Source organism: Nitratireductor sp. ZSWI3, from assembly GCF_024655565.1.
Taxonomy (GTDB): Bacteria; Pseudomonadota; Alphaproteobacteria; order Rhizobiales; family Rhizobiaceae; genus Nitratireductor.
The window spans coordinates 46,036-61,561 of record NZ_JANKOF010000006.1; the positions used below are offsets into that span (position 1 = coordinate 46,036).

Below are 15,526 nucleotides of genomic sequence, written 5' to 3' on the forward strand. Positions count from 1 at the left end.
CTGGAGCCGTTACAGGACGGCGGCCGCGGTCATCGTCGTCTGGCCGGCCGCGTTCGAGACCCACAGGTCGAGCGGAGCGCCACGCCCGGCATTGACCGTGAAGGGCTGACCGTCGAAGAGGGGAGCGACCCCGCGGAAGGCGAAGCTGGCGGGATAGGCGCCGCCGTTCTCCTGCCGGGCAAGATGCAGCAGCAGGGTCGCCTGCAGCGGCCCATGCACGATCAACCCCGGATATCCCTCCACGTTGCGGCAGTAATCCCGGTCGTAATGGATCCGATGGCCGTTGAAGGTGACGGCGGAGTAGCGCAGCAGGAGAACGGGATCGGCTGCGACCGTGATCTGCCGGTCGGCCCTGCGCGGCGGGGACGGTTCAGGCGGCGCCTTCGGTGCGTCGGGCGCGCTCTCCAGCGGCCGGTAGACGATGTCGTGCCGCTCGCGCAGAGAGAGGCCGCGCGGCGTCTCGTAGGTGTGCAGCACCTCGACGAAGCAAAGCGGGCCCGACCGGCCCGACTTCACCGACACGTCCTCGATCCGCGACGTGCGGCGCACCCGGTCGCCGACCCTGAAGTCGCCGCTGAACCACAGTTCGCCGCCCGCCCACATGCGCCGGGGATAGGGGACCGGCGGCAGGAAATCCCCGCGCGCCGGGTGCCCGTCAGGACCCAGCCCAGACATCGGCACGATGTCGGGGCAGAGGCACCAGTGGATCGCCGTCGGCGCGGCAGCGCCGTCGCGGAAATCGACGGGTTCGTCGAGCACGGCGGCGAGGCTTGCGGCGAGCCGCGGCGTGATCGTGTCCTCGACGATCCGCTCCCTGCCGATCCAGCCGCGCAGGTGCCCGATGTCGATGTCGGAGGGAGCCGTGTCGTCCATGTGCGGCGTCCTAATAGGAGCGCGGCATGCCGAGCACATGCTCGGCGATGAAGCTCAGGATCAGGTTGGTCGAGATGGGCGCCACCTGGTAGAGCCGCGTCTCGCGGAACTTGCGCTCGATGTCGTACTCCTCGGCGAAGCCGAAGCCGCCATGCGTCTGCACGCAGGCCTCCGCCGCCGCCCATGAGGCCTCGGCGGCCAGCATCTTGGCGATGTTGGCTTCCTCGCCGCATGGCTCGCCGGCTTCATAGCGCCGGGCCGCTTCGTGCACCATCAGCTCGGCCGCGCGCATCTGCGCATGCGCCCTGGCGATCGGAAACTGGATGCCCTGGTTCTGGCCGATCGGACGGCCGAAGACCACGCGCTCGCAGGCATAGTTCCGCGCCTTGTCGATGAACCATTTCGCGTCGCCGATGCATTCAGCACCGATCAGGATGCGCTCGGCGTTCATGCCCGACAGGATGTAGCGGAAGCCCTTGCCTTCCTCGCCGATCAGGTTGCGGGCCGGCACCCGCACATTCTCGAAGAACACCTCCGTCGTCGCATGGTTCATCATGGTTCGGATCGGCCGGATCGTGAGGCCGGCGGACTTCGCCTCGTTCATGTCGAGGATGAAGACCGACAGCCCGTCGGTCTTCTTGGCCACCTGATCGCGCGGCGTGGTGCGGGCGAGGAGCAGCATCAGATCGGAATGCTCGGCGCGGGAGGTCCAGATCTTCTGCCCGTTGACCACGTACTCGTCGCCCTCGCGGCGAGCGGTCGTGCGCAGCGACGTGGTGTCCGTTCCGCTGGTCGGCTCGGTCACGCCGAAGGCCTGCAGACGCAGCTCGCCGCTGGCGATGCGCGGCAGATATTCGCGTTTCTGCTCCTCCGAGCCGTGGCGCAGGATGGCGCCCATGATGTACATCTGCGCGTGGCAGGCCCCGCCATTGCCGCCGGCGCGCTGGATCTCTTCCAGGATCGCCGCCGCGCCCGAAAGCGGCAGGCCGGCCCCGCCATATTCCTCGGGAATGAGCGCGGCAAGATAACCGGCGTCGGTGAGCGCCTGGACGAACTCCGTGGGATAGGCGTTGTCGCGCTCGAGCCGCTGCCAGTATTCGCCTGGAAAATCGGCGCAGAGCTTGGCGACTTCCTCGCGGATGTCACGGTAATCGGTTGCGGCAAAACTCATCTGATCGTTCATCCTCGCGCCTCCCGCACGGGCGCAGCCGTCAAGGCCCGCCACATCGCAGACGACGTTAGAGAGGCCTGGGTATATCGGCAAATATAGAATGGATGCACCATCTATATCAAAAAGTTCTATCAGTCGCGCAGCGCGCGCAGCGTGGGCATGTCGACGAGCCCGGCCAGACGCTCATGCAGTCCGGCCGCGCCGTCGTTGAGGACCGGGCGGGCAAGGGTCATGAACTTGGCCGCGAGCGCTTCGGCCGTCGGGAAGGTCTCGGGCTCGCCGGACGGATCGGGGATGCGGCGGGTGACGGTTCCCTGCCGTGTCGAAAGCTTCAACGTTGCGCCGAACGGATGGCGCAGGCCTTCGAGGCTCTCGTCGCGGACGACGTCGATGCGGTCGCACAAGGCGTCGATCTCGGCCCGTGCGAGCAATGCGTAGTCGTCCCAGCCGAAGCGGCCGAGCGTGAGCGCCACGGCGGCGGCGAAGGGCATCGAGAACTGGCCCTCGACGATGCTCCCGGCACGGCGTTTTTCCGACAGAGGGGCGCCCGTCAGCGTGATGCCGTTGCGATGCAGGCCGACGGTGACGGCCTGCACCTCGTCCGCGACGAGCCCGAGTTCCGAGCGCAGGGCGATCAGCCCGTCGACGGCGGCATGGGTGTAGCGGCAGGCGGGATAGGGCTTCAGCCCGATCTTCATCGTTTCCCAGACGGAGCCGAGCCCGGCAATGGCGCGCTCGGGGTCCGCACCGTCGGTGTAGCCGACAAGGAGGCCGTGCTTGCCTTCGATGGCTTCAGCGGCGCCGACAAAGCCTTCCCGCGCCAGGGAGGCCGCGATGAGCCCGTTCATCGCCGCGGCGCCGACTTGGTAGCGCTTGTTCCAGGCGCCGTTGACGAGAAACTGCAGCGAACCGGCCGCCTGGCTGGCGGCCACGCCGAAAGCCGAGGCGATCTCCCCGGCGGACAGGCCGAAGATCCGGCCCGCCGCCGCAGCGGCCCCGAAGACGCCTGCCGTCGCGGTCGGATGGAAGCCGCGCGCGTAATGGGCGGTGGGGTCGAGAGCATTGGCGATGCGCAGCATCACCTCATAGCCTGCGACGATGGCCGTCAGCGTGTCCCGGCCGCTGGCACCGGTCATCTCGGCGGCGGCAAGCGCCGCGGGAACGACCGGAGCGCTCGGATGGGTGGAACTGTCGGAATGCGTGTCGTCGAAATCGAGCGAATGGCCGAGCATGCCGTTGAACAGGGCGGCGGTCGGCGGAGCGTAGCGCCGGTTGAAGCCGAAGACGGTGGCCTCGCCCGGTCCGTCCATGCCGAGGCGCGCCGCCATGGCAAGCAGCGCCGGCGTCGAATTGGCCTCGGCGCCGGCACGCACGATGCTGCCGATCAGGTCGATCGTCAGGTCGCGCGCCCGCAGGGGAACCTCCGTCGGCAGATCGTCAAACCGCAGCGACGCCGCGAATCCGGCGAGCTGTTGCGTGACCGCAGGAGGGTTTTTTGCATTCATCTCGCACCGGCCTCGGCTCGTCGCACAATCTGTTCGGCCCGCCTGATGACGGGCGCATCGACCATCGTCCCGTTGACCTTGGCGGCGCCGCCCCCATGCGGGACCGCCGCAAGGATGCTCCGCGCCCAGTCGAGCTCGGCCGGGCCGGGAGTGAAGGCCCGCCGGGCCGGCGCGATCTGCCGCGGATGGATGAGCAACTTGCCCGTCATGCCGAGGGACAGCGCGTGGCGGCAATCGTCCGCCAGAGCTTCAGCATCGTCAATGGCGACGGTCACGCCATCGAGCGGCGCCGGCCGGCCGGCGGCCCTTGCGGCGATCACCAGCATGCTGCGCGCGCACAGGAGGGCTTCGCGCGTGTGGCCGGCACCGATGTCGGCCGCATAGTCGATGGAGCCGAAGGCGAGCCGCGCCGCGATGCCGGCAAACTCGGCGACCGCGTGAAGGCCGCGCGCCGTCTCGACGAGGGCGATCACCGGATGACCGCTTGCCGCGGCAGCGCGCGAGACCTCCTCCGCCGTTTCCGCTTTCGGCAGCATGATCGCGGTGAGCGGAAGGTCGGCACAGGCCGCAAGATCGTCCCGATGCCAAGCGGTTCCGGCGGCGTTCACCCGCACGAGGATCGGCACACCGAGCCGCGCGGGGCCGAGCGCGGCGGCAAGGCCCGACCGGGCACCCGGCTTTGCGGCGGGGGCGACCGCATCCTCGAGGTCGACGATGACCGCGTCGGGCCGGGCCGCCGCCGCCTTCGGGATCCGCTCGGCGCGGTCGGCGGGCACGAACAGGGGCAGGCACATCGTGTCGAGCGCTGTGCGGGGCAAGCTCTCCTCCTTGAATTCACCGGGCGAGAATGGCCGCGCGAGGAGGGAAGGGGAAATAGGGATTTGCGTTCCCGGCCATAGCATGAAGCTATAACCGTGGCGGCCGGCAGGTTTGAACCGCTGCCGGGTTGGTTATATGCTGCACATATGGCTTTACGACGACATATAATTCATTTCTATCGGGGGCGTTCTTGGACCTGAGGCAGTTGCGCTACTTCGTGGCCATCGTCGAGCAGGGATCGTTCTCCAGGGCCGCGCAGGTGCTGAACGTGGCTCAGCCGGCGCTCAGCGCCCATGTGCGCAACATGGAGGCCGATCTGGGGATGCGGCTCCTCTTCCGCAGCGCGCAAGGGGTGGTGCCGACGGAGGCGGGAGCGACGATGCTGCGCAACGCCCGGCTCATCATCGACCAGGTGGCGACGGCGGAAGCGGAGATCCGCGGGCACGCCGCGGAGCCGCAGGGCGAGGTGCGGATCGGCATTCCCGGCACGATCAGCCAGAAGCTTGCCGTCCCGTTGATCCTCGCCGTTCGCACGCGCTATCCCGGCATCAAGCTGCGCATCGCCGAGGCGATGAGCGGTTTCGTTCTCGACTGGCTGAGGGCCGGGCATGTCGACCTGGCGATTCTCTATATGCCGGCGGTGGACAGGGGCCTGGCGTCGGAACGCCTGTTCGTCGAGGAACTGTGCCTGTTGGGGCCGGCTCGTCCGAAAACCGGGCTGCGGACGCCCGGAGGGCCATCGGTCGATTTTTCGGCGGTGGCGGAACTCCCCCTGATCCTACCGGGACAGGCGCACGGCCTGCGCCAGATGCTGGAAAGACTGGCGGTTGCGCGCAACGTGACGCTCAACAGCGAACTGGACGTCGATTCCTATGCCGCGATCAAGGACCTGGTCGCGCGCGGCCTCGGCTTCTCTATCCTGCCTCTGCATGCGGTGGCGAGCGAGGTGACGGCGGAGCGCCTGCGGTGCTGGTCGATCGTCGACCCCGTCATACAGCGCGAAGTGCATCTCGTGCGGCCGTCCGACCGGCCGGTGCCGCGCGCCGTATCGGTGGTCGAAAGCCTGTGCCGGGAAGTCCTGCTCTCCCTGGTCGCCGAGGGCGCATGGGACGGCGCGGGCAATGTCGCCCCGGAGAAAGTGTCGACCACCTCCGCGGAATGAAATCCAAGCCATGTGCCGGAAATGGAGCGGTGAGCGACCCGAGACATAGGTGACGTTTTGTCCCGGACACATGGGTAACACTTTTCGCTTTGCGGGAGGTGTTGATGCCGTGGAAGGAGTGTTCGGTGATGGAGGAACGTATTCGCTTCGTCGGCCGTGTTCTGGACGGCGAGAGCATGAGCGAGGTGTGCCGGCAATTCGGGATATCGAGGAAGACCGGCTACAAGATCTTCAACCGCTACCGGCAGGAAGGGCTGGAGGCGCTGACGGACCGCTCGCGGCGGCCGGTGCAGTTGCCCGAGCAGATCGAGCGGCTGATCGTCGAGAGCAAGCGGGAGAAGCCGCACTGGGGGGCGCGCAAGATCAGGGAACTGCTGGTCAGGAGGCTGGCCGGGGACGTGCGCATTCCGGCCAAGTCGACGGTGCACGCGGTGCTCGACCGGCACGGCCTGGTCAAGCGGAGCCGGCAGAGGCGCCGGATGAAGGCCGAAGGAACGCAGCTTTCCGCAGGCCTTCATCCCAATGATCTGTGGTGCGCCGACTTCAAGGGCGAGTTCAAGACCGGCAACGGCCACTACTGTTACCCCCTGACGGTCACCGACCAGGCATCGCGCATGATCCTGGCCTGCGAAGCCTTGGAATCAACAAAAGAGCAGCCGGTCATCGAGACCTTCGTGCGCCTGTTCAGGGAGCGCGGCTTGCCGGCCGCGATCCGCTCCGACAACGGCCTTCCCTTCGCCAGTCCCAACGGCCTCTACAACCTGTCGAAGCTGTCCGTGTTCTGGCTGAGACTGGGGATCGCCATCGAGCGCATCAGGCCGGGCCACCCACAACAGAACGGCCGCCACGAGCGCATGCACCGGACCCTCAAGCAGGAGACCGCCCGGCCGCCCGGCATGAACGTCCTCCAGCAGCAGGATCGGTTCGACGACTTCGTCAGCGAGTTCAACGAGGAAAGACCGCACGAAGGCATCGCCATGAGGGTTCCCGCCGAAGCCTACACACCCGCTTCACGGCCCTATGACGGGCTGCCGGACGTGGAATACCCCTTCCACGACAAGGATATCCTCGTCACCGCATGCGGCCGCATCTGCATGATGAGGAAGAAGATCAACGTCTCGACCGTGCTGGCCGGTCAGAGGCTCGGCATCAAGGAGGTCGACGACGGCATTTGGCTCGTCTCCTTCATGCGCTATGATCTCGGATATATCGATCTGGAGCAGAGGACCTTGCAGACAATCGACAACCCGTTCGGCACGAGGTTGTCACCCATGTCTTAGGTACATTCTGTTACCTATGTCTCCGGGCCGTACACGGATTTTCTGGTCGGAGTGGCAGGATTCGAACCTGCGACCCCCTCGTCCCGAACGAGGTGCGCTACCAGGCTGCGCTACACTCCGTGACCAGACGGCGGGCTTATAGCCGCCGCATGTGAACTGCGCAAGATCAAACCGTCTTCAATATGGGCTTTCCACGTCGCCCATCTCCACATAGACGGATTTCACCTGTGAATAATGGGAAAGGGCGGCGAGCGCGTTCTCCCGCCCGAAGCCGGACTGCTTGAACCCGCCGAAGGGAAGCTCCACGGGCGTCAGGTTGTAGGCGTTGATCCAGCAGGTGCCGGCCTGCAGCGCGCCGATGACGCGGTGACCACGCGAAAGGTCGCGGGTGAACACGCCGGCGGCGAGACCGAAGGGCGTGTCGTTGGCTCGCTCCACGACCTCCTCCTCCGTCTCGAAGGCCAGCAGGCTCATGACCGGACCGAAGATTTCCTCGCGGGCGATTCGCATGTCGTCGCGCACCTTTGTGAAGATGGTGGGCGAGACGTAGAAGCCGCTCTCGAAGCCCTGCAGCCGGGGCGCATCGCCGCCGAGGTGGAGGCTCGCGCCTTCCTCCGTGCCGATCTCGATGTAACGCATCACCTTGTCGTGCTGCGCCTTGCTGATCAGCGGGCCGAGATGGGTCTCCGGATCGAGCGGGTCGCCCAGGCGGATCGCCTTGGTGCGTTCGGTGAGCCGGGCGAGGAAACGGTCGTAGACCCCCTTCTGCACGAAGACGCGGGTTCCGTTCGAGCAGATCTGGCCGGTCGAGTAGAAATTGCCCAGCATCGCCCCGCCGACGGCGTTTTCCACGTCGGCATCGTCGAAGACGATCAGCGGCGACTTGCCGCCGAGCTCCATGGTCGCGTGCTTCATGTGGCTGCCGGCGAGCGCCTGAACCTTCTTGCCGGTCTCGACCGAGCCGGTGAGCGAGACCTTGGCGACGGCCGGGTGCGCGACGAGGGCGGCGCCGACGTCGCCGAGCCCCTGGACGACGTTGAAGAGCCCGTCCGGCAGGCCCGCCTCGGTGAAGATCTCGGCAAGCTTCAGCGCCGACAGCGGCGTGAGCTCCGATGGCTTGAAGATCATCGCATTGCCCATGGCGAGCGCCGGCGCCGATTTCCAGCCGGCGATCTGGATCGGATAGTTCCAGGCGCCGATGCCGACGCAGACGCCGAGCGGCTCATGCCGCGTGTAACCGAAGGAGCCGCCCAGCTCGACCTGCGCGCCGGTGAAGGCGGCGACCGCTCCGCCGAAGAACTCCAGCGCCTCGGCCGCCGACGGCGCATCGGCGACCAGCGTCTCCTGCAGGGCCTTGCCGGTGTTGAGCGTCTCGAGCCGCGCCAGCTCTTCGTTCCGCGCGAGGATGAGATCGGCCGCCCGGCGCAGGATGCGCCCGCGCTCGACCGGCTTCAGCCGCGCCCAGGCCGGCTGCGCGTTGCGCGCCGCCTCGACGGCGAGCGCGACGATGTTGCCGGTGGCCGAATGGATCCGCGCGATCGCCTCGCCGGTGGCCGGGTAAAGAATGTCGATGGCCGTGCCCTGATCGTCCTCGACGTAGCGGCCGTTGATATAGTGCGATGCTTTCGGTTGGGCGCGCATGGTTGGCTCCGCTTGGTTTTCCGGTCGTGCCGCATTGGTTGCTGATGCCGGGCCGAGAGGCTCGGCCGAAACATGTCCTATCGGTCGGACTCCCGCCAGCGCGGGTTGATCCAGGGTTCCTGGTTCGACGGCGCGAGCGGCGTCCTGCCCAGGATATGGTCGGCTGCCTTCTCGCCCACCATGATGGAAGGCGCGTTCAGGTTGCCGTTGGTGATGCGCGGGAAGATCGAGGAATCGGCGACCCGCAACCCCTCGACGCCGATCACACGGCATTCATTGTCCACCACGCTCATCGCATCGTCCCTGGCGCCCATGCGGCACGTTCCGCAGGGATGATAGGCGCTTTCGGCGTGCTCGCGTATGAAATCGTCGAGCGCCGCATCCGATCCCACGGCATCGCCCGGCGCGATCTCCAGGCCGCGATACGGATCGAACGCGGCCTGGGAGAAGATTTCCCGCGTCAGTCGTATGCAGCGACGGAAATCGCTCCAGTCGTCCGGATGCGACATGTAGTTGAAGCGGATCTGTGGCGTCTGCCAGGCGTCGGGCGAGGCGAGGCGGATCGTGCCGCGCGACTTCGACCGCATCGGCCCGACATGGGCCTGAAAGCCGTGACCTTGCGCAGCTGCCTTGCCATCGTAGCGAATGGCGACGGGCAGGAAATGGTACTGGATGTCGGGATAATCGACACCCGCCGCGGAGCGCAGGAAGGCGCCCGCCTCGAAATGGTTCGAGGTGCCGAGCCCGCTCTTGAAGAACAGCCACTGGGCGCCGATCAATGCTTTGGAAAGGAGGTTGAGTTTTGAGTAGAGCGTGATCGGCTGCAGCGACTGCTGCTGGATGTAGAGCTCCAGATGGTCCTGCAGATTGCTGCCGACGCCCGGCCGGTCGGCGATAACGGCGATCCCGTTGTGCCGCAAGTGATCGGCAGGGCCGATGCCGGACAGCATCAGCAGCTTTGGCGAATTGATCGCCGAGGCTGCGACGATCACTTCACGCCGGGCCTTAACGAGCTGAATCTTCTTGTGAGCTTCGATCTCGACGCCGACAGCGCGTTGATTCTCCACGACAACACGTCGGGCAAAGCCGTTGAGGAGACTCACGTTCTGCCGCTTCAGCGCCGGTTTGAGATAGGCATTCGCAGCCGACCAGCGGCGACCCCGGTGGATCGTCTGCTCCAGGGCGCCGAAGCCTTCCTGCTTGCTGCCATTGTAGTCCTGCGTCAGCTCGAACCCGGCCTGGCGGCCTGCTTCGAGGAAGGCGGCAAAGAGCGGATTGTCGCGCGGCCCGCGCCGCACGTGAAGCGGCCCTCCTGTGCCGCGCCAGCCGGCTTCGCCGTCCGCTGCGCTCTCCATCCGCTTGAAGTAGGGCAGCACGTCGGCATAGGCCCAGCCGGCGGCTCCCTGCTCGGCCCAGTGGTCGAAGTCGCGCGCGTGGCCGCGCACATAGACCATGCCGTTGATGGACGAGGATCCGCCGACCACCTTGCCGCGCGGCGTGGCGAGCACCCGGCCGCCCAGATGCGGTTCCGGCTCGCTCTTAAAGCCCCAATCGTAGCGCGCCATGTTCATCGGGAAGGAGAGGGCGGCGGGCATCTGGATGAAGGGGCCGAAATCGCTGCCGCCATATTCGATGACGATGACGGAATGCCGCCCGTCCTCCGACAGGCGATAGGCGAGGGCGGAGCCGGCGGAGCCCGAGCCGACGATGACGAAATCGGCTTCAAGCACGGCGGGCGCTCCGGGCCAGCGCGGTGTCGAGATAATCCTCGACGAGGTCGATCGCTGCCATGGAATCGGCCGCGCCTTCGCCGAGGGCACGGCGCAGATAGAGCCCGTCGATCAGCGCCGCGATACCCCTCGCGGTGCGCACCGCGCCGGCGCGCGGCAGATGGGTGAGGCCGCTCAGAAGATCGCTGTGAAGCCGCCGCACATAGATGCGGAACAGACGGCCGAGCGCCGCGTTGCGCCGCGCCTCGACATAGAAGGCGAGCCAGGCGGCGATGATCTCCGGCCGGAATTGCCCTTGCGAGAGATTGACCTGAATGACGGCGCGGACGCGATCGGCGCCGGACAGGCCGTGGACGGCGGTGCGCACCTCCAGGCCGAGCTCGGCCAGGATGTGGCGCATGGTAGCGAAGAGCAGGTCGTCCTTGCCGCCGAAATAGTGATGCGCGAGCGCGGCCGATACGCCGGCGCGGCCGGCGATGTCGGCCATGGTGACGTCGAGCGCGCCATGCTCGCCGATGGCAATGATGGTCGCATCAATGAGCGCACGGCGGCGGATGGGTTCCATTCCAATCTTTGGCATAAGCATTCTTATAATTGATTGATGAGTCAATCAAGAAAAAAGAGCGGTGGAGCGATGTCGCGCAGAACGAAGCGGGAGGCTCACGGTGCCGGAACCCCGGCTGACGTCAAATTAGTTCATGCTTGAACAGTATTGTGATCGGCACTATGTTCGCCGGCGTGCTATCCAAGCTTCTGCGCCGGAAGGCGCTCGCAACCGCCGGGAGGCAGAGATGACCGCATGCATCGTGGGCTGGGCCCATTCGAATTTCGGCAAGCTGGCCGATGTGACCCTCGAGGGGCTGATCGTCAAGGTGGCGCGCGAGGCACTGGAGCATGCGGGCATCGGCCCCGAGGACGTGGACGAGATCGTTCTCGGCCATTTCAATGCGGGCTTTTCCGCCCAGGATTTTACCGCCAGCCTGGTGCTGCAGGCCGATGACGGCCTGCGCTTCAAGCCGGCGACGCGCGTCGAGAACGCCTGCGCGACGGGCTCCGCCGCCGTACGGCAGGGAACGCGGGCGATCGCCGCCAATGCGGCGCGCATCGTGCTGGTGGTGGGTGCCGAGCAGATGACGACGACGCCGGGCCCGGAGATCGGCAAGAATCTTCTCAAGGCTTCCTACCTGCCTGAGGAAGGAGACATTCCGGGCGGCTTCGCCGGTGTGTTCGGCAAGATCGCCGACGCCTATTTCCAGAAATACGGCGACCAGTCCGACGCCCTGGCGCGGATCGCCGCCAAGAACCACAAGAACGGTGTCGACAATCCCTATGCGCAGATGCGCAAGGATCTGGGCTACGAGTTCTGCCGCCATGAGAGCGAACGCAATCCCTTCGTCGCGGGACCGCTGAAGCGCACCGACTGCTCGCTGGTCTCCGATGGTGCTGCGGCGATCGTTCTGGCCGACACGCAGACGGCTTTGTCCATGCGCCGTGCCGTCGCCTTCCGCGCCAACGAGCACGTGCAGGACTTCCTGCCCATGTCGAAGCGCGACATCCTTCTGTTCGAAGGGTGCGAGGAAGCCTGGACGCGGGCGCTGAAGAGGGCCGGCGTGGCGCTCGACGACCTGTCCTTCGTCGAGACGCATGACTGCTTCACCATTGCCGAGCTGATCGAATACGAAGCGATGGGACTGGCAAGACGCGGCGAGGGTGCGCGCATCGCGCTTGAAGGCCAGGCCGAGAAGGACGGTCGCCTGCCGGTCAACCCCTCGGGAGGGCTGAAGGCCAAGGGGCACCCGATCGGCGCCACCGGCGTTTCCATGCATGCGCTGACGGCGATGCAGCTCATGAACGAGGCCGGCGGCATCCAGATTCCCGGTGCCAAGCTCGGCGGCATCTTCAACATGGGCGGCGCCGCGGTGGCGAACTACGTGTCGATCCTCGAACGGATCAAGTGACGGGTTCTCCCGTTTTCGCTCCCGGATATCCGAGGCCGGCCGAGGCATCGGCGACCGGCCAGAGATCGAGCCGGCCATAGCCCGGAATCTTCACGGCCGGGCGCAGGATGTCTATTCCGGCGACCAGGCCGAGAAAATGGAGCTCGATGCCGGTTCTGACACCGGCCGCAAAGCCGGCGAGGCCGCCGAGGGAGAGGTGGATCGAGGACCAGTCGGGAGCATGGTCGAAGGCGAGAAGGCCTGGACGATAATCGCGCCCCACCGCAGTCGGCGGCAGTTCGGCCCGCAGGCCGGGCACCGAGCGCAGGACATGCGCAGTGAAGGAGTTTGAGTTCGGTCCAGGCCACAGGCCGTAGTCGCCGTGCCTTGAAAAGGGATAGGCGGTGATCGCCGCTTCGACATCGGGAATGAGGCGCTCGGCTTCCTCGCCCCTGATCGCCGCCACGATGAAGGGCGTGTTGGAATACCAGCGCGCGTCCGCCGCATAGGCATTGCGCCGCACCGGCAGGCCCCATCCGACCTTGTCATAGCGATCGTAGGTGGCCGCTGCGCGCTTCTTGACGACGATCCAGCTGTGGACCGAAAGACCGCCTTTCAGGCCGCCGGTGCGGGCGGCGAGCACGTAGATGGCCGGCGTGTCGTCCGCCGTGGCGGAGGGCAGGATCCCGCTTGCCGACCAATTCGCCTCGCGCCAGGAGGCCGGACGGTCCTGCAAGGCCCACCAACCGAGCGAGGCGGAGGCTGGAAGAAGGAAAACGATGACGAGAAAGGCAATTGTGCGCTTGAAAATCGGCATGGGCACCAGTCTATTGGCCGCGAAGCATTGACGGTGGATCAGGCCCGCGAAATGGGGTGAAATGATGAGCAATCCGGTTCTGGTTGAAGTGCTGCGCGGCAGCGTCGTCGAGAGCAGGCATCGAGGCGCGGTGGCCGTGCTGGATGCCGACGGCAAGGTTGTGGCGGGCTGGGGCGACATCGACCGCCCGGTCTTTCCGCGCTCGGCCGTCAAGGCGATCCAGGCGCTGCCGCTGCTCGAAAGCGGCACTGCCGATGCCTACGGCTTTGCCGACAAGGAGATCGCGCTCGCCTGTGCCTCCCATTCCGCAGAGCCGGAGCACGTGCACCTTGCCACCGACATGTTGGCGAGGGCGGGACTGCAGGTTGCGGATCTGGAGTGCGGGGCGCACTGGTCGCTGCGCCAGGAGGTGGCGATCGAGCAGGCGCGCGCGATTTCGCAGCCGACGGCGGCCCACAACAACTGCTCTGGAAAGCACGCCGGATTCCTGTGCACATGCCGCCACCTGGGCGAGGATCATCACGGTTACGTCACGCTCGGTCATCCGGCACAGGAGGCCGTGCGCGAGGCGATGGAAGCGGTGACGGGGGCGCCGCACTCGCTCGACGTCTGCGGCACGGACGGCTGCTCGATACCGACCTATGCGGTGCCGCTCAGGGCGCTGGCGCGGGGTTTCGCCCGGCTGGCGACCGGGACGGGCCTTGGCCCGCAGCGGGCGAGGGCCGCCCAGCGCATCTTCTCGGCCTGCATGGCGGAGCCCTTTTATGTGGCCGGCACCAACCGCGCCGACACCATGATGATGGGCCGGGGAAAGGGGCGCATCTTCACCAAGATGGGGGCGGAGGGCGTGTTCTGCGCGGCGGTCCCCGAGCTGGGCCTCGGGATCGCGCTCAAATGCGACGACGGCGCGGACCGCGCCTCCGAGGTGATGGTGGCGCAGGTCCTGGCGCTGCTTCTGGGCGAGACAGAGCCGCTGGCGGTCGAGTTGCGCCAGATGGCGCGGCCGGCAATCACCACCCGGCGCGGCATGGAAGTGGGTGGCCTGCAGCCGTCCGAGGCGCTGGCGCGGCTGTCCCGCTAGATCGGTTCATCGTTTCACGGAAACGTTGTCCCGGTCTATCTCTTTGTTTTTCCGCATTTATGCCGTCGTCAGGTGATTCCACCTGACTGCAAAATGCCCTAGAACGGACGAGCGAGGCTCTAAGACGCCCGGTTGTTCTCGACCGTCAGATGGGCGATGCCTTCGGCGCCGACGACGGCGAGGTCTTTCGTGGCGACGTCTGCCCAGCGCGTGCCGACAATGGCACCGCCCGGCGTGCCTTCGAGGATGTTGCCGCTGATGACGGCCGAGCCGGAGCCTTCCACCACCGAGATGGCGATGCCGATGCCGGACTTGCGGACGATGTTGCCCGTCGCCGTCACATTGCGCAGGAAGGGGCCCCAGCCGATGCGGATGCCGCAGAGCGGGGCGTTCTCGACAAGGTTGCCGGTGACGGCGCTGTCGGCCTCGACGCTGATGCCCGCGCCGAAGCCCGCAAGTGGTGAAGGGTAGGGGCCGCTCGTCGACAGGTTGCGGACGATGTTGCCGCTGCACACGCACAATCGCCCGCCCTTGTCGAAATTGGCCAACGAAATGCCGTGTGCGCCGCCGTCGACGATGTTGTCGGCGATGACGGCTCCCTGGAAGGCGAACTCGGAATAGATCGCCGTCTCGCCCGAGCGCAGGCAGAGGTTGCCGTTGATCTGGATGTTGCCGGCGCTGTTGCCGCGCACGGCCGAAAAGGCGCAATCGTCGATCTGGTTGTCGGTCACGCGGACATTGTCGGCGCGGAAGGCATTGATGCCGTTGCCGTATTGTCCGGTGCCGCCACGGTCGGCGCGGATGCGGGCGATGCGGTTGCGCGCGACGGCAGTGCCGTCTTCGCCAGGCGTGCTGCGATGGATCAGAACGCCGCCATTGCCGCAATCAACGACGCTGTTTGCGACAATGTCGAGGCCGTGCCCGTCGAGCGAGAAGAGGCCGTATTCGGCAGCTCCCGAAATCGCGCAGCGCTCGATGCGGCCTGCCGCGCGTTCGAGCGCGATGCCGCTGCCGCCGCTGCCGACGATCGCGCACTGGTCTATGGCGAGGTCGTTCACGCCGCGAAGCTCGAGTAGGGCCTTGGCGCCGCCGGCGAGCGGGAGGTCGCCGCCGTCAAGAACGAGGCCGGTGAACGAAGCCCGCTCGACGTCGCGTCCGCTCACGAAGGGACCGTTGCCGCCATGGACGAGCCGTGTGGCGCCGGGAACGCCCAGAAGCCGGGTGCGCTTCGGCAGATGAAGGCCCGCAAGCCCGTAGCGGCCAGGCGGCAGGAAGACCGGCAAATCCTCGGCGCTCGCGCGCTCAAGGAGCGCCGCCAGCGCCTCTGTCTGGTCCTTGGCCGCGTTCGGGACGATGCCGAACTCCTGCGCATTGACGGCGCCCGCCACGGCCCGGCCGAGCAGGGCGCCTTCGGCGGCCAGGGCGCGCGGCATGGAAAGGCCGAGAACGGCGAAGCCGGCGCTGGCCTTGAGGAGACGGCGGCGGTTCATTTCGATACAGCTCCCGTTTG

Annotated in this window: 13 protein-coding genes and 1 tRNA gene; 4 read left to right on the top strand and 10 right to left on the bottom strand. The window is 66.8% G+C overall.

What is annotated here, in order from left to right; genetic code table 11:
* Positions 1 to 9: 9 nt before the first annotated feature.
* The 4 genes from NUU27_RS03800 to NUU27_RS03815 all read right to left on the bottom strand — a co-directional run bounded on the left by NUU27_RS03800 (position 10) and on the right by NUU27_RS03815 (position 4,343).
* The gene (locus NUU27_RS03800; protein WP_257760730.1) at positions 10 to 873 is read right to left on the bottom strand and encodes a MaoC family dehydratase N-terminal domain-containing protein; all 864 of its coding nucleotides are present in this window, start codon (positions 871 to 873) and stop codon (positions 10 to 12) included.
* Positions 874 to 883: 10 nt separating this feature from the next.
* A complete protein-coding gene (locus NUU27_RS03805) occupies positions 884 to 2,056 on the bottom strand; it encodes an acyl-CoA dehydrogenase family protein (RefSeq protein WP_257760731.1) in 1,173 nt (390 codons plus the stop codon).
* Between the two features lie 119 nt (positions 2,057 to 2,175).
* A complete protein-coding gene (locus NUU27_RS03810; RefSeq protein WP_257760732.1) occupies positions 2,176 to 3,549 on the bottom strand; it encodes an MmgE/PrpD family protein in 1,374 nt (457 codons plus the stop codon).
* Positions 3,546 to 4,343 (bottom strand): CoA ester lyase, encoded by a 798-nt coding sequence (locus NUU27_RS03815; RefSeq protein WP_257760792.1) that lies wholly within the window; start codon positions 4,341 to 4,343, stop codon positions 3,546 to 3,548. The genes NUU27_RS03810 and NUU27_RS03815 overlap by 4 nt, the downstream gene beginning before the upstream one ends.
* 215 nt (positions 4,344 to 4,558) lie before the next feature.
* On the opposite strand from NUU27_RS03815, the gene NUU27_RS03820 reads away from it, so the two are divergent.
* Both NUU27_RS03820 and NUU27_RS03825 read left to right on the top strand, forming a co-directional pair.
* A complete protein-coding gene (locus NUU27_RS03820; RefSeq protein WP_257760733.1) occupies positions 4,559 to 5,530 on the top strand; it encodes a LysR family transcriptional regulator in 972 nt (323 codons plus the stop codon).
* A 104-nt stretch (positions 5,531 to 5,634) separates the two neighbouring features.
* On the top strand, positions 5,635 to 6,810 hold the full coding sequence (locus NUU27_RS03825) for an IS481 family transposase (protein WP_257760734.1): 1,176 nt from the start codon (positions 5,635 to 5,637) through the stop codon (positions 6,808 to 6,810).
* 43 nt (positions 6,811 to 6,853) lie between these two features.
* Here the strand turns inward: NUU27_RS03825 and NUU27_RS03830 are convergent.
* The 4 genes from NUU27_RS03830 to betI all read right to left on the bottom strand — a co-directional run bounded on the left by NUU27_RS03830 (position 6,854) and on the right by betI (position 10,761).
* Positions 6,854 to 6,930, bottom strand: a tRNA-Pro gene (locus NUU27_RS03830).
* Positions 6,931 to 6,987: 57 nt separating this feature from the next.
* Positions 6,988 to 8,451: a betaine-aldehyde dehydrogenase gene (betB, locus tag NUU27_RS03835; protein ID WP_257760735.1), complete on the bottom strand. Its 1,464-nt coding sequence runs from the start codon at positions 8,449 to 8,451 to the stop codon at positions 6,988 to 6,990.
* Positions 8,452 to 8,528: 77 nt separating this feature from the next.
* The gene (gene betA, locus NUU27_RS03840; RefSeq protein WP_257760736.1) at positions 8,529 to 10,181 is read right to left on the bottom strand and encodes a choline dehydrogenase; all 1,653 of its coding nucleotides are present in this window, start codon (positions 10,179 to 10,181) and stop codon (positions 8,529 to 8,531) included.
* Positions 10,174 to 10,761, bottom strand: a complete 588-nt coding sequence (gene betI / locus NUU27_RS03845) for a transcriptional regulator BetI (protein ID WP_257760737.1) — start codon at positions 10,759 to 10,761, stop codon at positions 10,174 to 10,176. Before betI ends, betA begins: the two co-directional genes overlap by 8 nt.
* Positions 10,762 to 10,972: 211 nt before the next feature.
* Here betI and NUU27_RS03850 point away from each other — a divergent pair, with 211 nt between their 5' ends.
* On the top strand, positions 10,973 to 12,139 hold the full coding sequence (locus tag NUU27_RS03850) for an acetyl-CoA acetyltransferase (RefSeq protein ID WP_257760738.1): 1,167 nt from the start codon (positions 10,973 to 10,975) through the stop codon (positions 12,137 to 12,139).
* On the opposite strand, the gene NUU27_RS03855 is transcribed toward NUU27_RS03850, so the two are convergent.
* Positions 12,132 to 12,935, bottom strand: coding sequence for a DUF3750 domain-containing protein (locus tag NUU27_RS03855; protein ID WP_257760739.1), 804 nt, complete (start codon positions 12,933 to 12,935; stop codon positions 12,132 to 12,134). The two genes, NUU27_RS03850 and NUU27_RS03855, sit on opposite strands and share 8 nt — an antisense overlap.
* 64 nt (positions 12,936 to 12,999) lie before the next feature.
* Here NUU27_RS03855 and NUU27_RS03860 point away from each other — a divergent pair, with 64 nt between their 5' ends.
* Entirely contained in the window at positions 13,000 to 14,016 is a 1,017-nt protein-coding gene (locus NUU27_RS03860; protein ID WP_257760740.1) for an asparaginase, read from the top strand.
* A gap of 119 nt (positions 14,017 to 14,135) precedes the next feature.
* On the opposite strand, the gene NUU27_RS03865 is transcribed toward NUU27_RS03860, so the two are convergent.
* Positions 14,136 to 15,506 carry a TIGR03808 family TAT-translocated repetitive protein gene (locus tag NUU27_RS03865; protein WP_257760741.1) on the bottom strand — a complete coding sequence of 457 codons (1,371 nt, stop codon included), beginning with the start codon at positions 15,504 to 15,506 and terminating at the stop codon, positions 14,136 to 14,138.
* Between the last annotated feature and the right edge of the window lie 20 nt (positions 15,507 to 15,526).

Excerpts from the sequence above, each read along its gene's own strand:
- NUU27_RS03855 (WP_257760739.1), bottom strand. The coding sequence starts at position 12,935 with ATGCCGATTTTCAAGCGCACAATTGCCTTTCTCGTCATCGTTTTCCTT.
- NUU27_RS03860 (WP_257760740.1), top strand. The coding sequence starts at position 13,000 with ATGAGCAATCCGGTTCTGGTTGAAGTGCTGCGCGGCAGCGTCGTCGAG.
- betB (WP_257760735.1), bottom strand. The coding sequence starts at position 8,451 with ATGCGCGCCCAACCGAAAGCATCGCACTATATCAACGGCCGCTACGTC.
- NUU27_RS03850 (WP_257760738.1), top strand. The coding sequence starts at position 10,973 with ATGACCGCATGCATCGTGGGCTGGGCCCATTCGAATTTCGGCAAGCTG.
- NUU27_RS03805 (WP_257760731.1), bottom strand. The coding sequence starts at position 2,056 with ATGAACGATCAGATGAGTTTTGCCGCAACCGATTACCGTGACATCCGC.
- betI (WP_257760737.1), bottom strand. The coding sequence starts at position 10,761 with ATGCCAAAGATTGGAATGGAACCCATCCGCCGCCGTGCGCTCATTGAT.
- NUU27_RS03800 (WP_257760730.1), bottom strand. The coding sequence starts at position 873 with ATGGACGACACGGCTCCCTCCGACATCGACATCGGGCACCTGCGCGGC.
- NUU27_RS03810 (WP_257760732.1), bottom strand. The coding sequence starts at position 3,549 with ATGAATGCAAAAAACCCTCCTGCGGTCACGCAACAGCTCGCCGGATTC.
- NUU27_RS03825 (WP_257760734.1), top strand. The coding sequence starts at position 5,635 with ATGCCGTGGAAGGAGTGTTCGGTGATGGAGGAACGTATTCGCTTCGTC.
- NUU27_RS03815 (WP_257760792.1), bottom strand. The coding sequence starts at position 4,343 with ATGTGCCTGCCCCTGTTCGTGCCCGCCGACCGCGCCGAGCGGATCCCG.
- NUU27_RS03865 (WP_257760741.1), bottom strand. The coding sequence starts at position 15,506 with ATGAACCGCCGCCGTCTCCTCAAGGCCAGCGCCGGCTTCGCCGTTCTC.